General features: G+C 41.1%; 20 protein-coding genes. 17 read left to right on the forward strand and 3 right to left on the reverse strand.

All coding sequences use genetic code 11. From position 1 onward, the window contains the following. The first annotated feature begins 3 nt into the window (after positions 1–3). From J0654_RS04620 to J0654_RS04700, 17 genes are all read left to right on the forward strand, one after another. Entirely contained in the window at positions 4–939 is a 936-nt protein-coding gene (locus tag J0654_RS04620; RefSeq protein WP_207026481.1) for a UDP-3-O-(3-hydroxymyristoyl)glucosamine N-acyltransferase, read from the forward strand. 62 nt (positions 940–1001) lie between these two features. Further along, a complete protein-coding gene (gene sucD, locus J0654_RS04625) occupies positions 1002–1874 on the forward strand; it encodes a succinate--CoA ligase subunit alpha (RefSeq protein WP_207026482.1) in 873 nt (290 codons plus the stop codon). Between the two features lie 193 nt (positions 1875–2067). Then, the gene (gene fabG / locus J0654_RS04630) at positions 2068–2817 is read left to right on the forward strand and encodes a 3-oxoacyl-[acyl-carrier-protein] reductase (RefSeq protein ID WP_207026483.1); all 750 of its coding nucleotides are present in this window, start codon (positions 2068–2070) and stop codon (positions 2815–2817) included. A 4-nt stretch (positions 2818–2821) separates the two neighbouring features. Beyond that, positions 2822–4858, forward strand: coding sequence for a VWA domain-containing protein (locus J0654_RS04635; protein ID WP_207026484.1), 2037 nt, complete (start codon positions 2822–2824; stop codon positions 4856–4858). Positions 4859–4870: 12 nt separating this feature from the next. Then, positions 4871–5686 carry a prohibitin family protein gene (locus J0654_RS04640; RefSeq protein ID WP_207026485.1) on the forward strand — a complete coding sequence of 272 codons (816 nt, stop codon included), beginning with the start codon at positions 4871–4873 and terminating at the stop codon, positions 5684–5686. A 200-nt stretch (positions 5687–5886) separates the two neighbouring features. Then, complete coding sequence (gene hisG, locus J0654_RS04645; protein ID WP_207026486.1) at positions 5887–6744, forward strand: ATP phosphoribosyltransferase; 858 nt, start codon at positions 5887–5889, stop codon at positions 6742–6744. Continuing rightward, positions 6744–8027 (forward strand): histidinol dehydrogenase, encoded by a 1284-nt coding sequence (hisD, locus tag J0654_RS04650; RefSeq protein WP_207026487.1) that lies wholly within the window; start codon positions 6744–6746, stop codon positions 8025–8027. The genes hisG and hisD overlap by 1 nt, the downstream gene beginning before the upstream one ends. Then, complete coding sequence (gene hisC / locus J0654_RS04655; RefSeq protein ID WP_207026488.1) at positions 8027–9073, forward strand: histidinol-phosphate transaminase; 1047 nt, start codon at positions 8027–8029, stop codon at positions 9071–9073. Before hisD ends, hisC begins: the two co-directional genes overlap by 1 nt. After that, positions 9073–10209 carry a bifunctional histidinol-phosphatase/imidazoleglycerol-phosphate dehydratase HisB gene (gene hisB, locus J0654_RS04660; RefSeq protein ID WP_207026489.1) on the forward strand — a complete coding sequence of 379 codons (1137 nt, stop codon included), beginning with the start codon at positions 9073–9075 and terminating at the stop codon, positions 10207–10209. Before hisC ends, hisB begins: the two co-directional genes overlap by 1 nt. A 264-nt stretch (positions 10210–10473) precedes the next feature. After that, positions 10474–11058 carry an imidazole glycerol phosphate synthase subunit HisH gene (gene hisH, locus J0654_RS04665; RefSeq protein WP_207026490.1) on the forward strand — a complete coding sequence of 195 codons (585 nt, stop codon included), beginning with the start codon at positions 10474–10476 and terminating at the stop codon, positions 11056–11058. Between the two features lies 1 nt (position 11059). After that, positions 11060–11476, forward strand: a complete 417-nt coding sequence (locus J0654_RS04670; RefSeq protein ID WP_207026491.1) for a GNAT family N-acetyltransferase — start codon at positions 11060–11062, stop codon at positions 11474–11476. Between the two features lie 3 nt (positions 11477–11479). Next, positions 11480–12211 carry a 1-(5-phosphoribosyl)-5-[(5-phosphoribosylamino)methylideneamino]imidazole-4-carboxamide isomerase gene (gene hisA / locus J0654_RS04675; RefSeq protein WP_207026492.1) on the forward strand — a complete coding sequence of 244 codons (732 nt, stop codon included), beginning with the start codon at positions 11480–11482 and terminating at the stop codon, positions 12209–12211. Next, positions 12204–12728, forward strand: coding sequence for a DinB family protein (locus tag J0654_RS04680; RefSeq protein WP_207026493.1), 525 nt, complete (start codon positions 12204–12206; stop codon positions 12726–12728). The genes hisA and J0654_RS04680 overlap by 8 nt, the downstream gene beginning before the upstream one ends. Beyond that, the gene (hisF, locus tag J0654_RS04685; RefSeq protein ID WP_207026494.1) at positions 12728–13483 is read left to right on the forward strand and encodes an imidazole glycerol phosphate synthase subunit HisF; all 756 of its coding nucleotides are present in this window, start codon (positions 12728–12730) and stop codon (positions 13481–13483) included. Before J0654_RS04680 ends, hisF begins: the two co-directional genes overlap by 1 nt. 1 nt (position 13484) lies before the next feature. Further along, positions 13485–14081, forward strand: coding sequence for a bifunctional phosphoribosyl-AMP cyclohydrolase/phosphoribosyl-ATP diphosphatase HisIE (gene hisIE, locus J0654_RS04690; protein WP_207026495.1), 597 nt, complete (start codon positions 13485–13487; stop codon positions 14079–14081). Between the two features lie 63 nt (positions 14082–14144). Next, positions 14145–15308, forward strand: coding sequence for a vWA domain-containing protein (locus J0654_RS04695; RefSeq protein WP_207026496.1), 1164 nt, complete (start codon positions 14145–14147; stop codon positions 15306–15308). A gap of 8 nt (positions 15309–15316) precedes the next feature. Beyond that, on the forward strand, positions 15317–16786 hold the full coding sequence (locus J0654_RS04700) for a magnesium chelatase (RefSeq protein WP_207026497.1): 1470 nt from the start codon (positions 15317–15319) through the stop codon (positions 16784–16786). 1 nt (position 16787) lies between these two features. Here J0654_RS04700 and J0654_RS04705 read toward each other — a convergent pair whose 3' ends face one another. The 3 genes from J0654_RS04705 to epsC form a co-directional block, all read right to left on the reverse strand. Next, a complete protein-coding gene (locus J0654_RS04705; RefSeq protein WP_207026498.1) occupies positions 16788–17270 on the reverse strand; it encodes a hypothetical protein in 483 nt (160 codons plus the stop codon). A gap of 150 nt (positions 17271–17420) precedes the next feature. After that, complete coding sequence (gene cysM / locus J0654_RS04710) at positions 17421–18305, reverse strand: cysteine synthase CysM (protein ID WP_207026499.1); 885 nt, start codon at positions 18303–18305, stop codon at positions 17421–17423. Then, complete coding sequence (epsC, locus tag J0654_RS04715) at positions 18298–19089, reverse strand: serine O-acetyltransferase EpsC (protein WP_207026500.1); 792 nt, start codon at positions 19087–19089, stop codon at positions 18298–18300. Before epsC ends, cysM begins: the two co-directional genes overlap by 8 nt. Positions 19090–19143: the final 54 nt, after the last annotated feature.

Consider the following 19143-nt stretch of genomic DNA (forward strand, 5'->3'; position numbering starts at 1 on the left):
TACATGAAATTCCCTAAAACCCATACCTTAAAAGAAATATCGGAAATCATTGATGCCGATTTTGTGGGGGATGATGATTTCCCTGTATTGGGCATGAATGAAATCCATGTAGTGGAAGAAGGTGACATTGTATTTGTGGATCATCCCAAATATTATGACAAGGCCCTGCAATCCAATGCTACGGTGGTACTCATCAATAAAGAGGTAGAGTGCCCCGCAGGCAAGGCATTGCTGGTTTCGGACGACCCTTTTAGGGACTTCAATAAGTTGACCCGTCATTTCAAACCCTTTGAAACAGCAGCCTCTTCGATTGCTGATTCAGCCGAGATAGGCGAAGGGACCGTTGTTCAGCCCAATGTATTTATCGGGAACCACGTAAAAATCGGTAAAAATTGTGTGATCCATCCGAACGTGACCATTTATGACGGATGTATGCTGGGCGATAATGTAACCATCCATGCAGGAACCGTATTGGGAGCGGATGCGTTCTATTACAAAAACAGGCCCGAGGGCTTTGATAGACTGCTTTCTGGTGGAAACGTTGTAATCGGGGACAACGTGGATATTGGAGCTGGATGCACAATTGATCGTGGAGTAACCGGTTCAACCACTATTAAAGAGGGTGCCAAATTGGACAACCAAATCCAAGTGGGGCACGATACCGTTATCGGAAAAAAATGTTTGATTGCATCCCATGTAGGAATTGCAGGCTGTTGCATTATTGAGGATGAAGTTACCCTTTGGGGGCAAGTCGGTATCACAAGCGGAGCCACCATTGGTAAAAAAGCGGTGATCTTGGCACAATCAGGTATTTCAAAATCGCTTGAAGGAGGCAAAACCTATTTTGGTTACCCTGCCGAGGAAGCACGTGAAAAATTCAAACAAATCGCATCTATCAAAAAGATTCCGGAAATCTTGAAAAAACTGAAAAAGATTTAGGAAATCAATAGAAAAAAACTTTAGTAAACCATATTTTTGTATCTCTACATTAAGTTAAATATATGAGCGTCTTAGTAAACAAGGATTCAAACATAATTGTACAAGGATTTACAGGTAGTGAAGGAACATTCCACGCCGAACAAATGATTGAATATGGAACCAACGTAGTTGGTGGTGTGACCCCAGGTAAAGGTGGTCAAGAACATTTGGGAAAACCAGTTTTCAATACAGTGGAAGATGCTGTAAAAGAAGTTGGTGCCGATACCACTATTATTTTTGTTCCACCAGCATTTGCTGCGGATGCCATTATGGAAGCTGCCGATGCAGGAATCAAGGTGATCATAACCATTACCGAAGGTATTCCCGTAGCGGATATGGTAAAAGCCAATGATTATATCAAGGATATGGACTGTACATTGATCGGCCCAAACTGTCCAGGTGTAATTACTCCGGGTGAGGCTAAAGTTGGTATTATGCCAGGATTCGTTTTCAAAAAAGGAAAAGTGGGAATCGTTTCAAAGTCTGGAACACTTACATATGAAGCTGCCGACCAAGTGGTTCGTCAAGGATTGGGAATCACAACAGCCATCGGAATTGGTGGTGACCCTATCATCGGAACTACAACGAAACAAGCTGTTGAGCTTTTAATAAATGACCCAGAAACCGAATGTGTTGTGATGATTGGAGAAATTGGTGGTCAATTGGAGGCCGAAGCAGCGAAATGGTACAAAGAAAGCGGTAGTAAAAAACCAGTTGTTGGTTTTATCGCCGGAGAGACAGCACCTGCTGGACGTACCATGGGACACGCCGGTGCCATTGTGGGAGGTAGTGATGACACGGCCCAAGCCAAGAAAAAAATTATGCGCGATTGTGGTATCCACGTAGTGGATTCACCTGCCGAAATAGGCGTAAAAGTGAAGGAAGTGGTTGGGTAACCAACCGTTAAAACCATACTAAATCCCGTTTTATGCGGGATTTTTTTTCGTCTAAACATAAAACAACGACTATATTTGGTTAATAACCATTCAAATACAATCATTGTATGAAATGAGCCATGGGAATTTTGGATATCAACCAAGATTTTAGTTGGCTATTACACCTGACTGTTAAACAAATAAATATCAACAGATGAAACTTTTGGAAGGGAAAAACGTAATTATAACAGGAGCCAGTAGGGGAATTGGCAAAGGAATTGCCCAAGTATTTGCAAAGCACGGAGCAAATGTGGCGTTCACCTATAGTTCCAGTGAAGCTCCAGCTTTGGAATTGGAAAAGGAATTGACCGAAATGGGCGTAAAGGCGAAGGCCTATAAAAGTAATGCCGCCAGTTTTGAAGAATCCGAAGCACTAGTGGCCAAGGTTTTGGAAGATTTTGATGGTAAAATTGATGTGTTGATCAATAATGCAGGGATTACCAAGGATAACTTGTTGATGCGAATGGGCGAAGCTGATTTCGATAAAGTAATTGAAATCAACTTAAAGTCCGTATTTAATATGACCAAGGCTGTACAGCGCACCATGCTGAAGCAGCGCAAAGGCTCAATAATCAATATGAGCAGTGTGGTAGGTGTAAAAGGTAATGCCGGACAGACCAACTATGCTGCCTCCAAAGCAGGAATGATTGGTTTTACCAAGTCCGTAGCATTGGAATTGGGGTCTAGAAACATTCGCTGTAATGCAATAGCACCAGGTTTCATAGAAACAGAAATGACCGAGAAGTTGGACGAAAAAACTGTTCAAGGTTGGAGAGAAGGTATTCCGTTGAAACGTGGCGGAAGCCCTGAAGACGTTGCCAATGCCTGCGTGTTTTTGGCTTCGGACCTATCCGACTACATTACAGGGCAGGTTTTGAACGTTGATGGTGGAATGTTAACATAGATGAATGGAGTTGAGCACGGTGTTTTTTATTGTTTTAGCAGTTGCTGCCGCGCTTACGCTTGTCTATTTTCAATACTTCTATAAAAACCCTAGAAAAAAGGGTTCTCTTAAATTTATTTTGGCCGCACTAAGGTTTATTACCTTGTTTTGCGGCCTTTTACTTTTGATCAACCCAAAGTTCGTCAGCAAGGATTATTTTGTTGAAAAAGCGAATTTGATTTTGTTGGTGGACAATTCCATCTCTATGGAAGATGCTTCTTCCGAAGACGAGATTGCCAAAGCTGTGGGACAAATCAGTGGGAATGATGATATTAGCCAGCGGTTTACCATTCATCAATACGGATTTGGAAATCTTATTTCTGCTACCGACGCTATTCAATTTGAAGAAGGAAATACAGATATTTCCAATGCACTCCTTACGTTGAATGATGTTTTTGTGAACGGGAACAATGCCATAGTGCTGTTTTCTGATGGAAACCAGACCCTTGGCAGGGATTACGAATACATTACTCTGAATAAAAATTCAACCGTACACTCTGTTGTAATAGGGGATACTACGCAGTATGAAGATATTTCCGTTGGACTCATCAATGTCAACAAATATGCCTTTTTACGAAATAGCTTCCCTATAGAATCCACTATTCGATACCAGGGAAACCGACCAATCTCCAGTACCGTAACCGTTTCCATTAACGGGAATAGGATACATCAAGAACGGATAAACCTTAGCGAAACAAGGAACAGTCAAACTTTGAACACCCTGGTCGAGGCACAGAGCGTTGGTATCAAAACCATCAAAATTGAAGTAGAGTCTTTGGAAAATGAGCGCAATACTGCCAACAACTCCAAAGAAACCGCCATTGAGGTAATTGATGAAAAAACCAATGTGGCCATCATTACCGATATGCTGCATCCTGATATTGGGGCACTGAAAAAATCCATCGAATCCAACGAGCAACGCTCCGTTACCCTTTTAAAACCTAATGCCAGTCAACCTGAATTGGAAGATAAGGGATTGCTGATCTTATATCAGCCCAACCGTAATTTTAGAAGTGTTTACGAATATCTGAACAATTCCGGAGCCAACTATTTTACCATCACGGGAAGTAAAACGGATTGGAACTTTTTAAATGGTGTCCAAGAAAGTTTTACCATTTCAGGCAGTAGACAAACAGAAGATATTCTACCCGTTTTAAACAATGCCTTCGGGTTGTTTGGGCTTGGTAATTTTACGTTGGATGGGTTCCCGCCGCTTAAGGGGACCCTTGCGGATATTCAACTGAACAAGGATAGCGAGATTTTAATGTATCAGCAACTGCAGGGCGTCAATTTGGAAAAACCCTTGTTTGCCATTTTAACCGAATCCAACACTAAGGAAGCTGCCCTATTTGGAGAGGATATTTGGCGCTGGCGCGCACAGGTGTACCGAAACGAGCAAAGCTTTGATACTTTTGATGAATTCATGGGGAATTTAATGGTGTATCTCAGCTCCAATAAACAAAGAGACCGTTTGGAACTGGATTATGAACTGTTTTTTGACAATGCCAGCATGGCCAAGGTCAGAGCCTCCTATTTTGATGAAAGCTATCAATTCGATTCCAATGCCAACATTTCCATCAACATAAAGGGTAGGGAAAACGATTTTTCACGGGTCTCGCCAATGTTGTTGAAAGGTTCTTTTTATGAAGTGGATTTAAGCGATTTGGAAGCAGGGGAATATGAGTTTACCGTAACGATTCAGGACGAAAACCTCAACCGCTCGGGAACTTTTCGTATAATGGATTTCAATCCAGAAAAGCAATTGATTTCGGCCAATTATAAAAAAATGGAGCGTCTGGCCACCAAAAACAAGGGACAAGTATATTATTTGGACAACTTGGAAGAACTACAGACCAATTTATCAACGACCCAGGAATTCCTTCCCGTTCAAAAGAGCAGAGATAATGTTGTATCTTTAATAGATTTCCGTATTTTACTCGGACTGATAGCACTTTCCTTAACCTTGGAATGGTTTATCAGAAAATATAATGGACTAATATAAAACCATATACTAATGGATAGATTACCAAAGATTGCGTTACCAGCATTGGCAGCGATTATTTTCTTGATTATTATTATTTCAAAATCAGCTATTACCATCGGATCGGGTGAAGCTGGTGTTCTCTACAAAACTTTTGGAGGCGGTGTAGTTACCGAGGAACCCCCATTGGGAGAAGGTTTCCACTTGGTGGCACCTTGGAATAATGTCTTTATTTATGAAGTAAGACAACAAGAGGTTTTTGAAAAAATGAAGGTTCTTTCCTCTAATGGACTGGATATTCAATTGGATGCCTCTGCCTGGTTTCAGCCTAAATATGAATTTTTAGGAAAGCTCCACCAAGAAAAAAGTGAGCAATACAAAGACCGTATTCTACTTCCTGCCATCAGATCTGCTGCGCGTAGTGTTGTGGGCAGGTATACCCCAGAACAATTATACTCCAGCAAAAGGGATGCCATTCAGCAAGAGATTTTTGAGGAAACCAAAAACATTGTGGATGGGCAATATATTCAATTAAACGAAATTTTGGTTAGGGATGTAACCTTACCGGCAACCATCAAGGATGCCATTGAACGTAAATTAAAACAAGAACAGGAGTCTTTAGAATACGAATTTAGACTGGTAACGGCGGAAAAAGAAGCTGAAAAAGTTAGGATTGAAGCACAAGGTAAGGCAGATGCCAACCGTATTTTAAGTGCTTCTTTAACAGATAAGATATTACAGGACAAGGGTATAGATGCGACATTGAAGTTGGCAGAATCCCCAAATGCCAAGACAGTAATTGTAGGATCTGGAGATAGTGGATTGCCACTAATTTTGGGAAATAACTAAATTCCCCTTTTTTGATATAAAAATATGTTCTATTTTTGAACTAACATGAGAAACAAAAACACACATCATCATTTTTATACTTGCCCTCAAGCGAGATAGAAATGTATTGTTGTTTTTAAAATATATTCTAACCCGTTTGAGAAATCAAACGGGTTTATTTTTTGTACCCTTTTGGTTTTTTCAGACAAAACGATTGAAAAATGACAAAAATTAGAATTGCTGTTCAAAAAAGTGGTCGATTAAACGAGGATTCCCTCGCAATTTTAAAAGACTGCGGCATTTCCATCGACAATGGGAAGGATCAGTTGAAAGCTACCTCCCGAAATTTTCCTTTGGAAGTATTTTATTTGCGTAATGGTGACATCCCCCAATATTTAAGGGACGGGGTGGTGGACATAGCCATTATCGGTGAAAATGTTTTGATCGAAAAAGGAAAGGACATTTCCATTGCAGAGCGTTTGAATTTTTCCAAATGCCGTGTTTCACTCGCTATACCAAAGAGTGTAAACTATAATTCCATCAAGGATTTTGAAGGTAAAAAGATAGCCACTTCATACCCGAACACGGTGAAGGAATACTTGGCTTCAAAAGGTGTTACAGCTGATTTGCACATTATCAACGGTTCGGTGGAAATTGCACCTAATATTGGCTTGGCTTATGGAATTTGTGATATTGTTTCCAGTGGCAGTACACTCTTTAAAAATAATCTGAAAGAAGTGGAGGTAATGCTGAAAAGTGAAGCCGTATTGGCGGTATCGCCCACCATTTCTGAAGAGCGCAAGGAACTGTTGAAGAAAATCCAGTTCAGGATCAAGTCAGTGTTACAGGCTCGCCAGAACAAATATGTTTTAATGAACGCCCCAAACGACAAATTGGATAAGATCATCTCCATACTTCCGGGAATGCGAAGTCCAACGGTCTTGCCATTGGCAGAAGAGGGGTGGAGCTCCGTGCACACCGTGATCAACCGTGAGACCTTTTGGGAAGTGATCGATGAGCTGAAAGCAGCTGGCGCAGAAGGAATTTTGGTTTGTCCAATTGAAAAAATGGTATTGTAATGCAGCGTATCAACTATCCACAGCAAAAGGAATGGGAGGAGATTTTAAAGCGCCCTACCCAGACCGTTTCAGATATTGAGGAGATTGTAAACAGTATCTTCAAAGAGGTGCAAGCAGATGGCGATGCCGTCATCAAAAAATATACAGCTCAATTTGACAAGGTTACATTGGATTCCCTTTTGGTAACGAATGTCGAAATTGAAAGGGCCAACAATACCGTTTCCGATGCGTTGAAGCAGGCCATGACGCTTGCTAAATCAAATATTGAGAAATTTCACGCTGCACAAAAAACATCAAAAGTTGACGTTGAAACCATGCCCGGTGTGAAATGTTGGCAAGAGAAACGTCCTATTCAAAAAGTAGGGTTGTACATTCCTGGGGGCACAGCCCCACTATTCTCAACCATTTTAATGTTGGCCATTCCAGCCAAACTAGCTGGTTGTAAGGAAATTGTACTTTGCACTCCGCCAGACAATAATGGCGATATCAATCCAGCGATTTTATATGCGGCCCAATTATGTGGGGTTACGCAAATATTTAAGGTTGGAGGCATCCAGGCCATTGCGGGAATGACATTCGGAACGGAGAGTATTCCGAAAGTGTATAAAATCTTTGGCCCTGGAAACCAATATGTGACCGTTGCAAAGCAATTGGCCACAAAACATGGCGTAGCAATCGATATGCCCGCGGGTCCAAGTGAGTTATTAGTGGTAGCGGATGATTCCGCCAATGCAGCGTTCGTTACCTCGGATTTGCTCAGTCAGGCCGAGCACGGCGTGGATAGCCAAGTGATATTGGTTTCTACATCAGAAAACTTGATTGAAGCGGTTGAAATGGAAATTGAAAACCAGTTACAACAGCTGCCTCGAAAAGAAATTGCCCGGAAATCCATTGGCAACAGCAGGCTTATCCTGGTCAAAAATGACCAAGAAGCTTTGGAACTCATCAACGAATATGGTCCGGAACACTTTATTGTTTGTGTAGAAAATGAGGCTTTTTTTATAGAGAACATCCAGAATGCAGGTTCGGTTTTTATTGGAAACTATACCCCAGAAAGTGCGGGTGACTATGCATCGGGGACCAATCACACCTTACCGACCAACGGTTACGCCAAACAATACAGCGGCGTGAATCTGGATAGTTTTATGAAGAGTATGACCTTTCAGAAAATATCCGAAAAAGGCATTCAAGGCATTGGAAGTGCTATTGAGTTAATGGCCGAAGCCGAAGGATTGCAAGCACATAAAAATGCAGTGACCCTTAGATTAAAAAGTTTGAGATAATGGAAGGGTTTGATCTAAATAAATTGGTCAGGGAGTCGGTTCGTAAGCTACAGCCGTACTCTTCGGCACGTGACGAGTATGTCTCCGATGGCTCTGAGATGATATTTTTGGACGCCAATGAAAACCCCTTTGATAACGGGGTCAACCGCTACCCAGACCCGTACCAGCGAAGCTTAAAATCGCTTTTGTCGGAACAAAAAGGAGTATCGGAAAACCAAATTTTACTGGGCAATGGCAGTGACGAGGTACTGGATTTGATTTACAGGGGTTTTTGTGAACCGAATGTAGATAACATTATCACCCTACCGCCCACTTACGGAATGTATAAGGTACTGGCCGGCATCAATGCGGTAGAGAACAAAGAAGTATTGCTAACTACTGATTTTGAACCCAATGTGGATGAAATTTTAAAAGCGGTGGATTCCAATTCCAAACTGCTTTTTATTTGTTCGCCGAACAACCCCACAGGGAACTCTTTCAAAAAAGAAGGAATTCAAAAATTACTGAAATCTTTCAATGGATTGGTGGTCATTGATGAGGCCTATATTGATTTTTCAAAAGATGAAAGTTGGTTGTCCCAACTCAACAAGTATCCTAATTTGATTGTGACCCAAACCTTGTCCAAAGCATACGGATTGGCAGGTATCCGATTGGGAATATGCTATGCATCCGAGGAAATCATTGGTGTTTTAAATAAAATCAAGCCTCCATATAACGTCAATCAATTAACGCAGCAACGGGCTTTACAGCGTGTATTGAACCAAGATTTGGTGAATCAAGAGGTGCAAAAGATTCTCAACGAACGAGCAGAATTGATCAAAGCATTGCGCCGTTTGGAATTTGTGGAAGTTTTATATCCAACCGATGCCAATTTTGTATTGGCCAAAGTAGACGATGCCAACAAACGCTATGAACAATTATTAAAAAAACAGGTTGTGGTGCGTAACCGAAGTACACAGCCACTCTGTGAAAACACACTGCGGTTTACCGTTGGCACACCCGAGGAGAACAAAAAATTGATAGCTATTTTAAAAGAATTGAACTAATGGGCAAAAAAGTACTATTCATTGACCGTGATGGAACCATCATCAAGGAGACTGCCGATGAGCAGATAGACACCTTTGAAAAAATGGTTTTTTATCCCAAGGCCTTTACCTATTTGGGTAAAATTGCCAAGGAACTGGATTATGAATTGGTGATGATTACCAACCAAGATGGGTTGGGTACCGATATTTTTCCAGAGGATACCTTTTGGCCCATACAGAACTTCATCATCAAATCTTTTGAAAATGAAGGAGTGGTATTCGACAATGTTTTTATCGACAGGACATTCCCAAAAGATAATGCAGACACCCGTAAACCAGGAACAGGCATGCTGACTACTTATTTTTCCGAGGAATATGATTTAGAAAACTCCTTTGTGATCGGTGACCGTTTGACCGATGTGGAATTGGCCAAAAACCTTGGCGCCAAAGGAATATTCATTAACGATGAAACTCATTTGGGCACAGGGGAAATCACGGTAAAACGTGAAGAATTGGATGACTATATCGCCCTGGAAAGCAGTGATTGGCAGAAAATCTACGAATTCCTAAAATTGGAGAACCGTTTAGCCCAAATATCCAGAAAAACAAATGAGACCGATATTCAAATCAAGATAAACCTAGATGGAACCGGAAAAAGTGACATCAACACAGGCCTGGCCTTTTTTGACCATATGTTGGACCAGTTGGCCCGGCACGGTCAAATGGATTTGGACATCAAGGTAGATGGCGATTTAGAGGTGGACGAACATCATACTATCGAGGATACTGCTATTGCTTTGGGCGAGTTGTTTTCCAAAGCTTTGGGCAACAAACTGGGCATAGAGCGTTATGGTTTTGCTTTGCCAATGGATGATTGCCTTGCACAGGTAGCCATTGACTTTGGCGGACGTAATTGGTTGGTCTGGGACACTGAATTCAAACGCGAAAAGGTGGGAGATATGCCCACGGAAATGTTCATGCACTTTTTTAAATCCTTCACGGACGGTGCCAAAGCCAATTTGAATATCAAAGCCGAAGGCACGAACGAACACCATAAAATCGAGGCAATCTTCAAAGCATTTGCCAAGGCCATTAAAATGGCAGTAAAACGGGATGCAGAAAAAATGGTATTGCCATCAACTAAAGGGATGCTATGAAGGTTGAAAGGACAAAGTAAAAAGTTAGAAGGAGTCCAATGAGAAGTGATTTGAAAGACAGAACAAAAACATTTGCAATTAGCACTTGGATACTTTTTAGAGCTTTTATTGGAAATAAGTAAAGATAATTTGACAGAAATGAAATCGTTGCATACCGAGGTAAGCGAAATTTTAGCCATTGTTGTTTCATCTATCAAAACTGCAAAAGGAAATGGAAAATAGAATGGAACTTCGTACTTCTAACTTCAAACCTTGTACTTTGTTATGAAAATTGTAATAATCGATTACGGAGCAGGCAATATCCAAAGCATCATGTTTGCCATAAAACGGCTAGGTTACAAAGCTGTTTTAAGTCACGATGCCGAAGAAATTAAAAATGCCGATAAAGTGATATTTCCAGGGGTGGGGGAAGCGAGTTCCGCAATGGCCAAATTAAAAGCAACCGGATTGGACAAGGTGATTCCAACGCTGAAACAACCTGTTTTGGGCATTTGCCTGGGCATGCAGCTCATGTGTCATTCATCCGAAGAAGGAAACACCGAGGGGTTGGGCATTTTTGATTTGGATGTGGTAAAATTTTCTAATAAAGTTAAGGTTCCACAAATTGGATGGAACCAGATTTCAAATTTAAAAAGTGAACTGTTCACTAATATTCCTGATAAATCATATATCTATTTGGTGCACAGTTTTTATGCACCCATTGGGGCAGAGACCATAGCCGTATCAGAATATGACGTCCATTATAGTGCCGCTTTGCAGAAAGATAACTTTTATGGAGTCCAGTTCCATCCTGAGAAGAGCAGTGATGTGGGCAGTGAAATACTGAATAACTTTTTAACCCTTACCTAAGATGGAATTCCATATTTCAACGGAGAAGGATAAATTGGATATCCAAAAGGTTCATCAACAAGTTTCGTCTACATACTGGGGAAAGGGCAGAACCAAGGAACAAACGCTGATGACAATAAACAACAGCATTTGTTTTGGTATGTACACTGAAGAAGGCGAACAGATTGCTTATGCCAGAATAATGACAGACGGGCTGATTTTTGCCTACATTATGGATGTTGTTGTCTTTGATCCATACAAAGGCAAAGGACTCGGGAAAAAATTGGTGAAACATATTTTGGAACGCCCCGATGTTAAAAAGGTTAATACAGTTGCTCTTAAAACAATGGATACCCACAGATTTTATGAAGCATTAGGGTTTAAAAGCGTGGGCAATTCAAAAATGTGGATGTCGATAGAACGAGTAAAATATGATTAGAAAATGAGATTGATTCCAGCCATAGATATCATTGATGGAAAATGTGTTCGTCTTTCCAAAGGCGACTACAATACCAAAAAAGTATATAACGAAAACCCGTTGGAAGTCGCCAAGGAGTTTGAGGCCCATGGTATTCAATATTTGCATTTGGTAGATTTGGATGGTGCTAAATCCAGACATATTGTCAACCATAAAGTTTTGGAGACGATTGCATCTAAAACCAGTTTGCAAATCGACTTTGGTGGTGGTTTGAAATCCGACGAAGATCTACATATCGCTTTTGAAAGTGGAGCACAGCAAATTACGGGCGGAAGCATTGCCGTAAAAGACCGAGAAACCTTTCTGGGCTGGTTGTCATTATATGGATCCGAGAAGATTATTCTGGGTGCTGATGCCAATAATGAAAAGGTTGCAGTTTCTGGCTGGCAAGAAGAATCAGATTTGGACCTGATTCCTTTTGTTCAGGAGTATCAATCCGAAGGTGTCCAATATGTTATCTGTACCGATATCAGCAAGGATGGCATGTTACAGGGTCCTGCTTTCGACTTGTATCAAAAAATGTTATCCGAAACCAAAAAAGGCTTAAATTTAATAGCCAGTGGTGGTATATCCACCTTTGACGAACTCCCCAAACTTGCCGAAATTGGTTGTAAAGGAACAATCATAGGAAAAGCTATTTATGAAGGCAAGATCAGTTTAAAGCAATTGGAACATTATATTCTTGAAAATGGATAAGGAAAAAGAACTTCAGGAGGAATTGGTATGGAATGCGGGGTACCGTATGAACGAAAGCCTGCGTATGATTAAAATTTGTTTGGAGCAGTTATCGGAGGAGCAGGTTTGGGAGAAACCTAACGAATCGAGCAATAGTATTGCCAATCTCATACTTCATCTATGTGGAAACATTACCCAGTACGGGATTGCATCCATCCAAAATTTGGAAGATGAACGTAAACGGGATGAAGAATTTTCAACAGAATCTGGCTACACCAAGGAAGAACTCATAAAAAAACTCGAGGACACCATATCTGATGCCAAAAGGGCTTTTTACGATGCACCGCTCAAAGAGCTTTTACGTAAAAGAAATGTTCAGGGCTTCAACTTTTCGGGTGTGGGCAACATTATCCATGTTACGGAGCATTTATCCTATCACACAGGTCAAATAGCACTTTGGACCAAAATTTTACAGAACAAGGACCTTGGGTTTTATGGAGATGTAGACCTTAACGTCAAGAATGAAACTAAAAATTAATGCTTACAAAAAGAATCATACCCTGTCTCGATATCAAAAACGGACGGACTGTAAAAGGAATCAACTTTGTGGATCTGCGTGATGCGGGAGACCCGGTGGAACTGGCTTCCATTTATGCCAAAGAAGGAGCGGATGAATTGGTGTTCCTGGATATTTCAGCCACCGAGGAAAAGCGAAAGACCTTGGCAGAACTGGTCTATCACGTAGCAGAGACCATCAATATACCCTTTACGGTGGGAGGAGGAATTTCATCTGTGGAAGATGTAGATATTCTCCTGAAAAACGGAGCCGATAAAGTTTCCATCAACTCATCAGCAGTAAAGAGACCTGACCTTATTAATGAATTGGTGGCCAAATTCGGTTCGCAATGTATCGTTGTGGCCATTGATGCCAAACAGGTTAACGGACAATGGAAAGTCCATTTAGTAGGAGGAAAGGTCCCCACAGAACTAGATCTTTTTGATTGGGCCAAAGAAGTGGAAGAACGGGGAGCGGGAGAAATTTTATTTACTTCCATGGACCACGATGGTACCAAAAACGGTTTTGCCAACAAAGCTCTGGCGGAATTATCGGACTTGGTAAACATTCCCGTAATCGCATCAGGTGGAGCGGGGACCATAGCACACTTTACCGATACTTTTAAAGATGGAAAGGCCGATGCGGCTTTGGCTGCCAGTGTTTTTCATTTTAAGGAAATCGAAATCAATACACTTAAAGAAGAATTAAAGGAAGAAGGGATTCCTGTAAGAATATAATATGCAAATAGACTTCAATAAAAGCTCAGACGGCCTTGTGCCGGCCATAGTTCAAGATGCAAGCACTAAAAACGTGTTGATGTTGGGTTATATGAACCAAGAAGCGTTCGAAAAAACCAAGAAAACCCAAAAAGTCACCTTTTTTAGCCGTTCCAAACAACGTTTATGGACAAAAGGCGAGGAGAGCGGCAATTTTTTGAACCTTGTGGATATGCAAGTAGATTGCGACAACGACACGCTTTTGGTAAAAGTAAACCCCGTTGGACCAACTTGCCACAAAGGAACCGATACCTGCTGGGCCGAGGAAAATGTTCAAGGATACGGTTTTTTATCAACTTTGGAAGGAGTTATCGAGTCCAGAAAGAACGACCTGGAGAATCCAGATAGTTATGTCGCTTCGCTGTTTAGAAAGGGCATCAACAAAATAGCCCAAAAAGTTGGGGAGGAAGCTGTGGAAACGGTGATAGAAGCCAAAGACGACAACGAGGAACTTTTTCTGAACGAGAGTGCTGACTTACTGTTTCACTACCTGATTTTGTTGCAGGCGAAAGGCTATTCATTGAGCGATATTGCCCGAGTACTGGAAAAGCGACATTAAACAAATCCGTTAAGTTTTTTCTAAACGTTTAGCCTTTACAGCGAAATACCGTAAATTTATGTAATGGCTATGAACACAAGAAAAGGGTTTCGTTTTACCAATTATGAGGCGCCGGACCAAACTCCATTCGAAAAACTCTTTGAGATTTTTCAGGAACTTGTTACCCACACTTCGGGTGATGTGGAGGAGGCTCTGGACTGGCTCCGTGAATTGGACAAGGAATACGAACTTACCGACGATGATTACACCATTGATGATTTTATAGAAGACCTTAAGTCCAAAGGATACATCCGCGAGGAATTTGACATGGAAGGTCCACAAGGAGGCGAAGGCGAAGAGGGTGACGAAACTGGCAAAGGCGGAAGTCTTTCTATTACTGCCAAGTTGGAGCGAATGCTCCGCCAACGAGCTTTGGACCAAATTTTTGGAAAGATCAAGCGAAGTGGTTCTGGCAACCACAAAACAGGGAAATCCGGTAAAGGCGATGAACATACAGGTGAGTTCCGTGAATACCGTTTTGGGGATTCGCTGGAGCATATCAGTATGACGGAAAGTCTCAAAAATGCCCAAGTGAACCATGGGTTGGATAACTTTCCCTTGAGTGAAGAGGATTTGGTGGTGGAAGATACGCAGTACAAGGCCCAGATGAGCACTGTATTGATGATCGATATCAGTCACAGTATGATCTTGTATGGCGAGGACAGAATTACACCCGCCAAAAAAGTGGCGATGGCACTCGCTGAGCTGATTACGACCCGTTATCCAAAGGATACCTTGGATATTTTGGTGTTCGGAAACGATGCTTGGCCCATTCCCATCAAAGACCTGCCTTATTTAAAAGTAGGGCCATACCATACCAATACAGTAGCAGGATTACAGCTCGCTATGGACATGCTGCGTAGAAAGCGGAACACCAACAAGCAAATTTTTATGATCACGGACGGAAAGCCATCGTGCTTAAGACTTCCGAATGGGGATTATTACAAGAACAGTGTAGGATTGGATGAGTATATCGTTGAAAAATGCTACGCCATGGCCCAACAGGCCAGAAAACTTCATATTCCCATAACCACCTTTATGATTGCAGAAGATCCATATCTGATGCAATTTGTACGTGAATTTACCAAAGCAAACAAAGGAAAGGCCTTTTACACGGGACTTAAAGGTTTGGGTGAAATGATTTTCGAAGACTATGAACAAAACAGAAAAAGAAGAATAAAAGGATAACACAACATATGAAATTGGATCACACCAACATTAAAACACTAGGCGAGCTTAAATCAACTGGTTATACAAGTAAGAGTATAAAAGACGAACTCAGGGAAAACCTTTTGGAGAAAATATCCAAGGGAGAGCAGGTGTTCGAAGGTGTTTGGGGGTACGAGAACTCGGTGATACCAGAGTTGGAAAGAGCTATCTTATCCCGTCACAACATTAATTTATTGGGTTTGCGAGGACAGGCAAAAACACGCTTGGCCCGTTTAATGGTGCAGCTGCTGGATGAATGGATGCCCATTGTGGAAGGCTCCGAAATCCATGACGACCCATTGGACCCGATATCCCGATATGCTACGGAACTCATCAAGGAAAAGGGGGATGATACTCCCATAAGTTGGGTACATAGAAGCGAACGTTTTTATGAAAAGTTGGCTACGCCCGATGTTACGGTAGCGGATTTGATAGGAGATGTAGACCCGATCAAAGCGGCCAACCTTAAATTATCCTATGCAGATGATCGGGTGATCCATTTCGGAATGATTCCAAGGGCCAACCGTTGCATTTTTGTGATCAATGAGCTCCCTGACCTTCAAGCAAGAATTCAAGTAGCCCTATTTAATATACTGCAGGAGGGTGATATACAGATTCGAGGGTTTAAACTTCGTCTGCATTTGGACATCCAGTTTGTGTTTACCGCAAATCCTGAAGATTACACCAATAGGGGAAGCATTGTAACCCCGTTGAAAGATAGGATTGGTTCACAAATTTTGACCCACTACCCTGAGAGTATCGAGATAGCCAAGAAAATTACCAAACAAGAAGCGCAACTCGATAAACGTCAATCTGATTTTGTATACGTACCTGAAATTGCGATGGACCTGTTGGAACAAATCAGTTTTGAGGCTAGAAACAGTGAATATGTGGATGCTAAAAGTGGTGTAAGTGCACGTATGAGCATTACGGCTTTTGAAAATTTATTGAGTACTGCCGAACGTAGGGCTATAGTGGCCGGTGATAAAAAGACCACCGTTCGTTTAAGTGATTTTATGGGAGTTGTGCCATCCATCACGGGAAAAATTGAGTTGGTATATGAGGGAGAGCAAGAAGGGGCAGGTTCCGTAGCGGAGAATTTGATAGAAGATGCTGCAAAATCCCTGTTCCCAAATTTTTTCCCAAAAATCGATAAACTCCAAAGAAAGGAAGAAGAAAATGAATATGATGAATTGGTCAGCTGGTTTTTTGATGGAGAAGGCTTTGACCTTTTGGATGATGAAAAAGAAGCGGATTACAAATCCAAACTGGATTCTATCGGTCCACTCAATAACCTTATAAAAGAATATCAACCAGAAGTGTCGGAAGAAGACGCCTATTTCTTGAAAGAACTATTGCTTTGGGGCTTGGTGGCCCATAAAAAACTGAGCAAGCATCGTTTTCAACAAGGGTATCAGTTTAAGGACCTTTACGGAAGTTACATCCGAGGACTTTAAACTATTGCCAAATATTTAGATTGTCGTTGTAGTTTTCAAAATTGTAGATGCCAATAAAGCGCTTTCTCAACCAAAAAGTGTAAAGCGTCAGGATTGGTAATATACTGTAAAAGACCAAGGATAGGGTGGCTATTGGTTTAAAGGTAGCTGGGATTACATGCTCATCAAAAATGTCTATGGAGTTCAACACAACAGCACTGTCATAGATTTTAAAGGCGTAGACAATCATAATAAAATAAAGGGTATACTCTATATTTCGCATTTTTGGGTCTGGAAGTTCATCCTCGGAAATCTTGAACCAAATAACGTACAAATAGACAAAATGTACCGAAGTAAGTAACGGAAAAATATAGTTGTCCACTTTTAAAAAGTAAAATTGATTGGTATAAACACCATAAAAGCTCAGTATGGCAAGGGTCAGCAAAACCAATGCACTAGCCAATATGTTTCTTTTCCAAGTTATGATTTTAGAAATGTTATTCATGTCAAATTTAGATTTGGGACTAATATTTGATATAAAGAACGAGATTTTTAAAGTACTATTTTAAAGAAATCGATAACAGGCAAACTATGTTGGATAATGCGAAAAATCCGACATGAAAGCCCAAAAAACCGATACGAAATAAAGTCTTGTTTAATCGAATAAATCAGAGGATAAATAACGATCGCCACGATCACAAACTATGGAAACTATGGTGCCGCTTTCCAATTTTTCGGCAAGTCGTAATGCTACAGTTGCAGCTCCTCCGCTGCTCATTCCAGCAAATATACCTTCTTCTTTCGCCAATCTTTTTGCCATTTCGGTGGCGTCCTTTTCACTCACCTCCATTACGGTATCCACTTTATCTGGATTAAAAATTTTAGGAAGGTATTCTTTTGGCCATTTACGGATTCCGGGGATTTTGGAATTATCGGTGGGTTGAACACCAACAATTTGAACATTTGGGTTCTGTTCTTTTAAATAAGTGGATGTACCCATTATAGTGCCTGTGGTCCCCATACTCGAAACAAAATGGGTGATTTTACCTTCTGTATCTCTCCAAATCTCTGGACCTGTGGTTTTGTAATGTGCCTTCCAATTATCATTATTGGAAAACTGATTCAGCATTTTAAAACCTTCATTCTTGACCTTGGCCTCTGCATAATCCCGAGCCCCTTCAATACCCACATCAGCTGGTGTTAAAGTAACCTTGGCTCCATAGGCACGCATGGTCTGAACGCGCTCTTTGGTAGAATTCTCGGGCATTACCAATTCAATATCAAGCCCAAAAAGACCAGCAATCATGGCTAATCCTATGCCCGTGTTTCCACTCGTTGCTTCTATCAATTTGGATTCTTTGGTAAAATCCCCACGTTCCAGACCACTTTTGATCATATTGTAAGCGGGCCTGTCCTTTACACTACCTCCAGGATTGTTCCCTTCAAGTTTAAACAGGATTCTTACATTGGGATTGGTGTTCAATACTTTGGATTCCACCAAAGGTGTATTTCCAATAAGATCTAGTATGCTGTTAGACATTTGGGGTTGTCTTTATTTTAATTTCTGGTGTATGATAAACTTTGGAGTTGGCCGGAACAGACGAAGTAATCCATGCGTTACCACCGATGATTGAATTTTTTCCTACAACGGTATCACCACCCAAAATCGTGGCATTGGCATATATGGTTACATTGTCTTCTATGGTAGGGTGACGTTTTGTTTTCTCCAAATTCTTAGCCACATAAAGCGCTCCTAAAGTAACACCTTGATAAATTTTCACATTATCGTGAATAACGGCTGTTTCTCCAATGACCACACCAGTGGCATGATCTATAAAAAACGATTTTCCGATTTTGGCCCCTGGGTTTATATCCACCCCTGTTTGCCTATGGGCGTATTCCGTCATCATTCTCGGAATCAGAGGCACACCTTCTTCATAGAGCTCATGTGCTAATCGGTATATGGCGATAGCATAAAAACCGGGGTATGCCATATATATTTCCTGAATGGACAATGATGCCGGGTCACAATTCAAAATGGCTTCGGCATCCAGATTTAAATTTTCCAAGATCTGTGGTAAATGTGAGATATAATTGCCCCACAGTTCCTCACTTGGTTTTTCCAAATCCCAACAAGCCATATCCATAAGCTTATTGAATTTATTCTCCAACAACTCTAAGTTAACGGCCACAGGGGTATTGGCATCAAATAAAGTATAAAAAAGAGTGTCTGTGAAATCCTCTGTTTCCTGCTTTAACCTAAAATCGAGATAGGGCAGTTTTTTGTGTCTGTTGAGTTCGGCGATAATTTTTTCCTTGTCCATACTACACTTTATTGTCTTAAAATTAGACAAATCCTTACCATACGACAGTATAAA

Origin of the sequence: Flagellimonas profundi (assembly GCF_017313275.1) — a bacterium.
Lineage (GTDB): Bacteria > Bacteroidota > Bacteroidia > Flavobacteriales > Flavobacteriaceae > Flagellimonas > Flagellimonas profundi.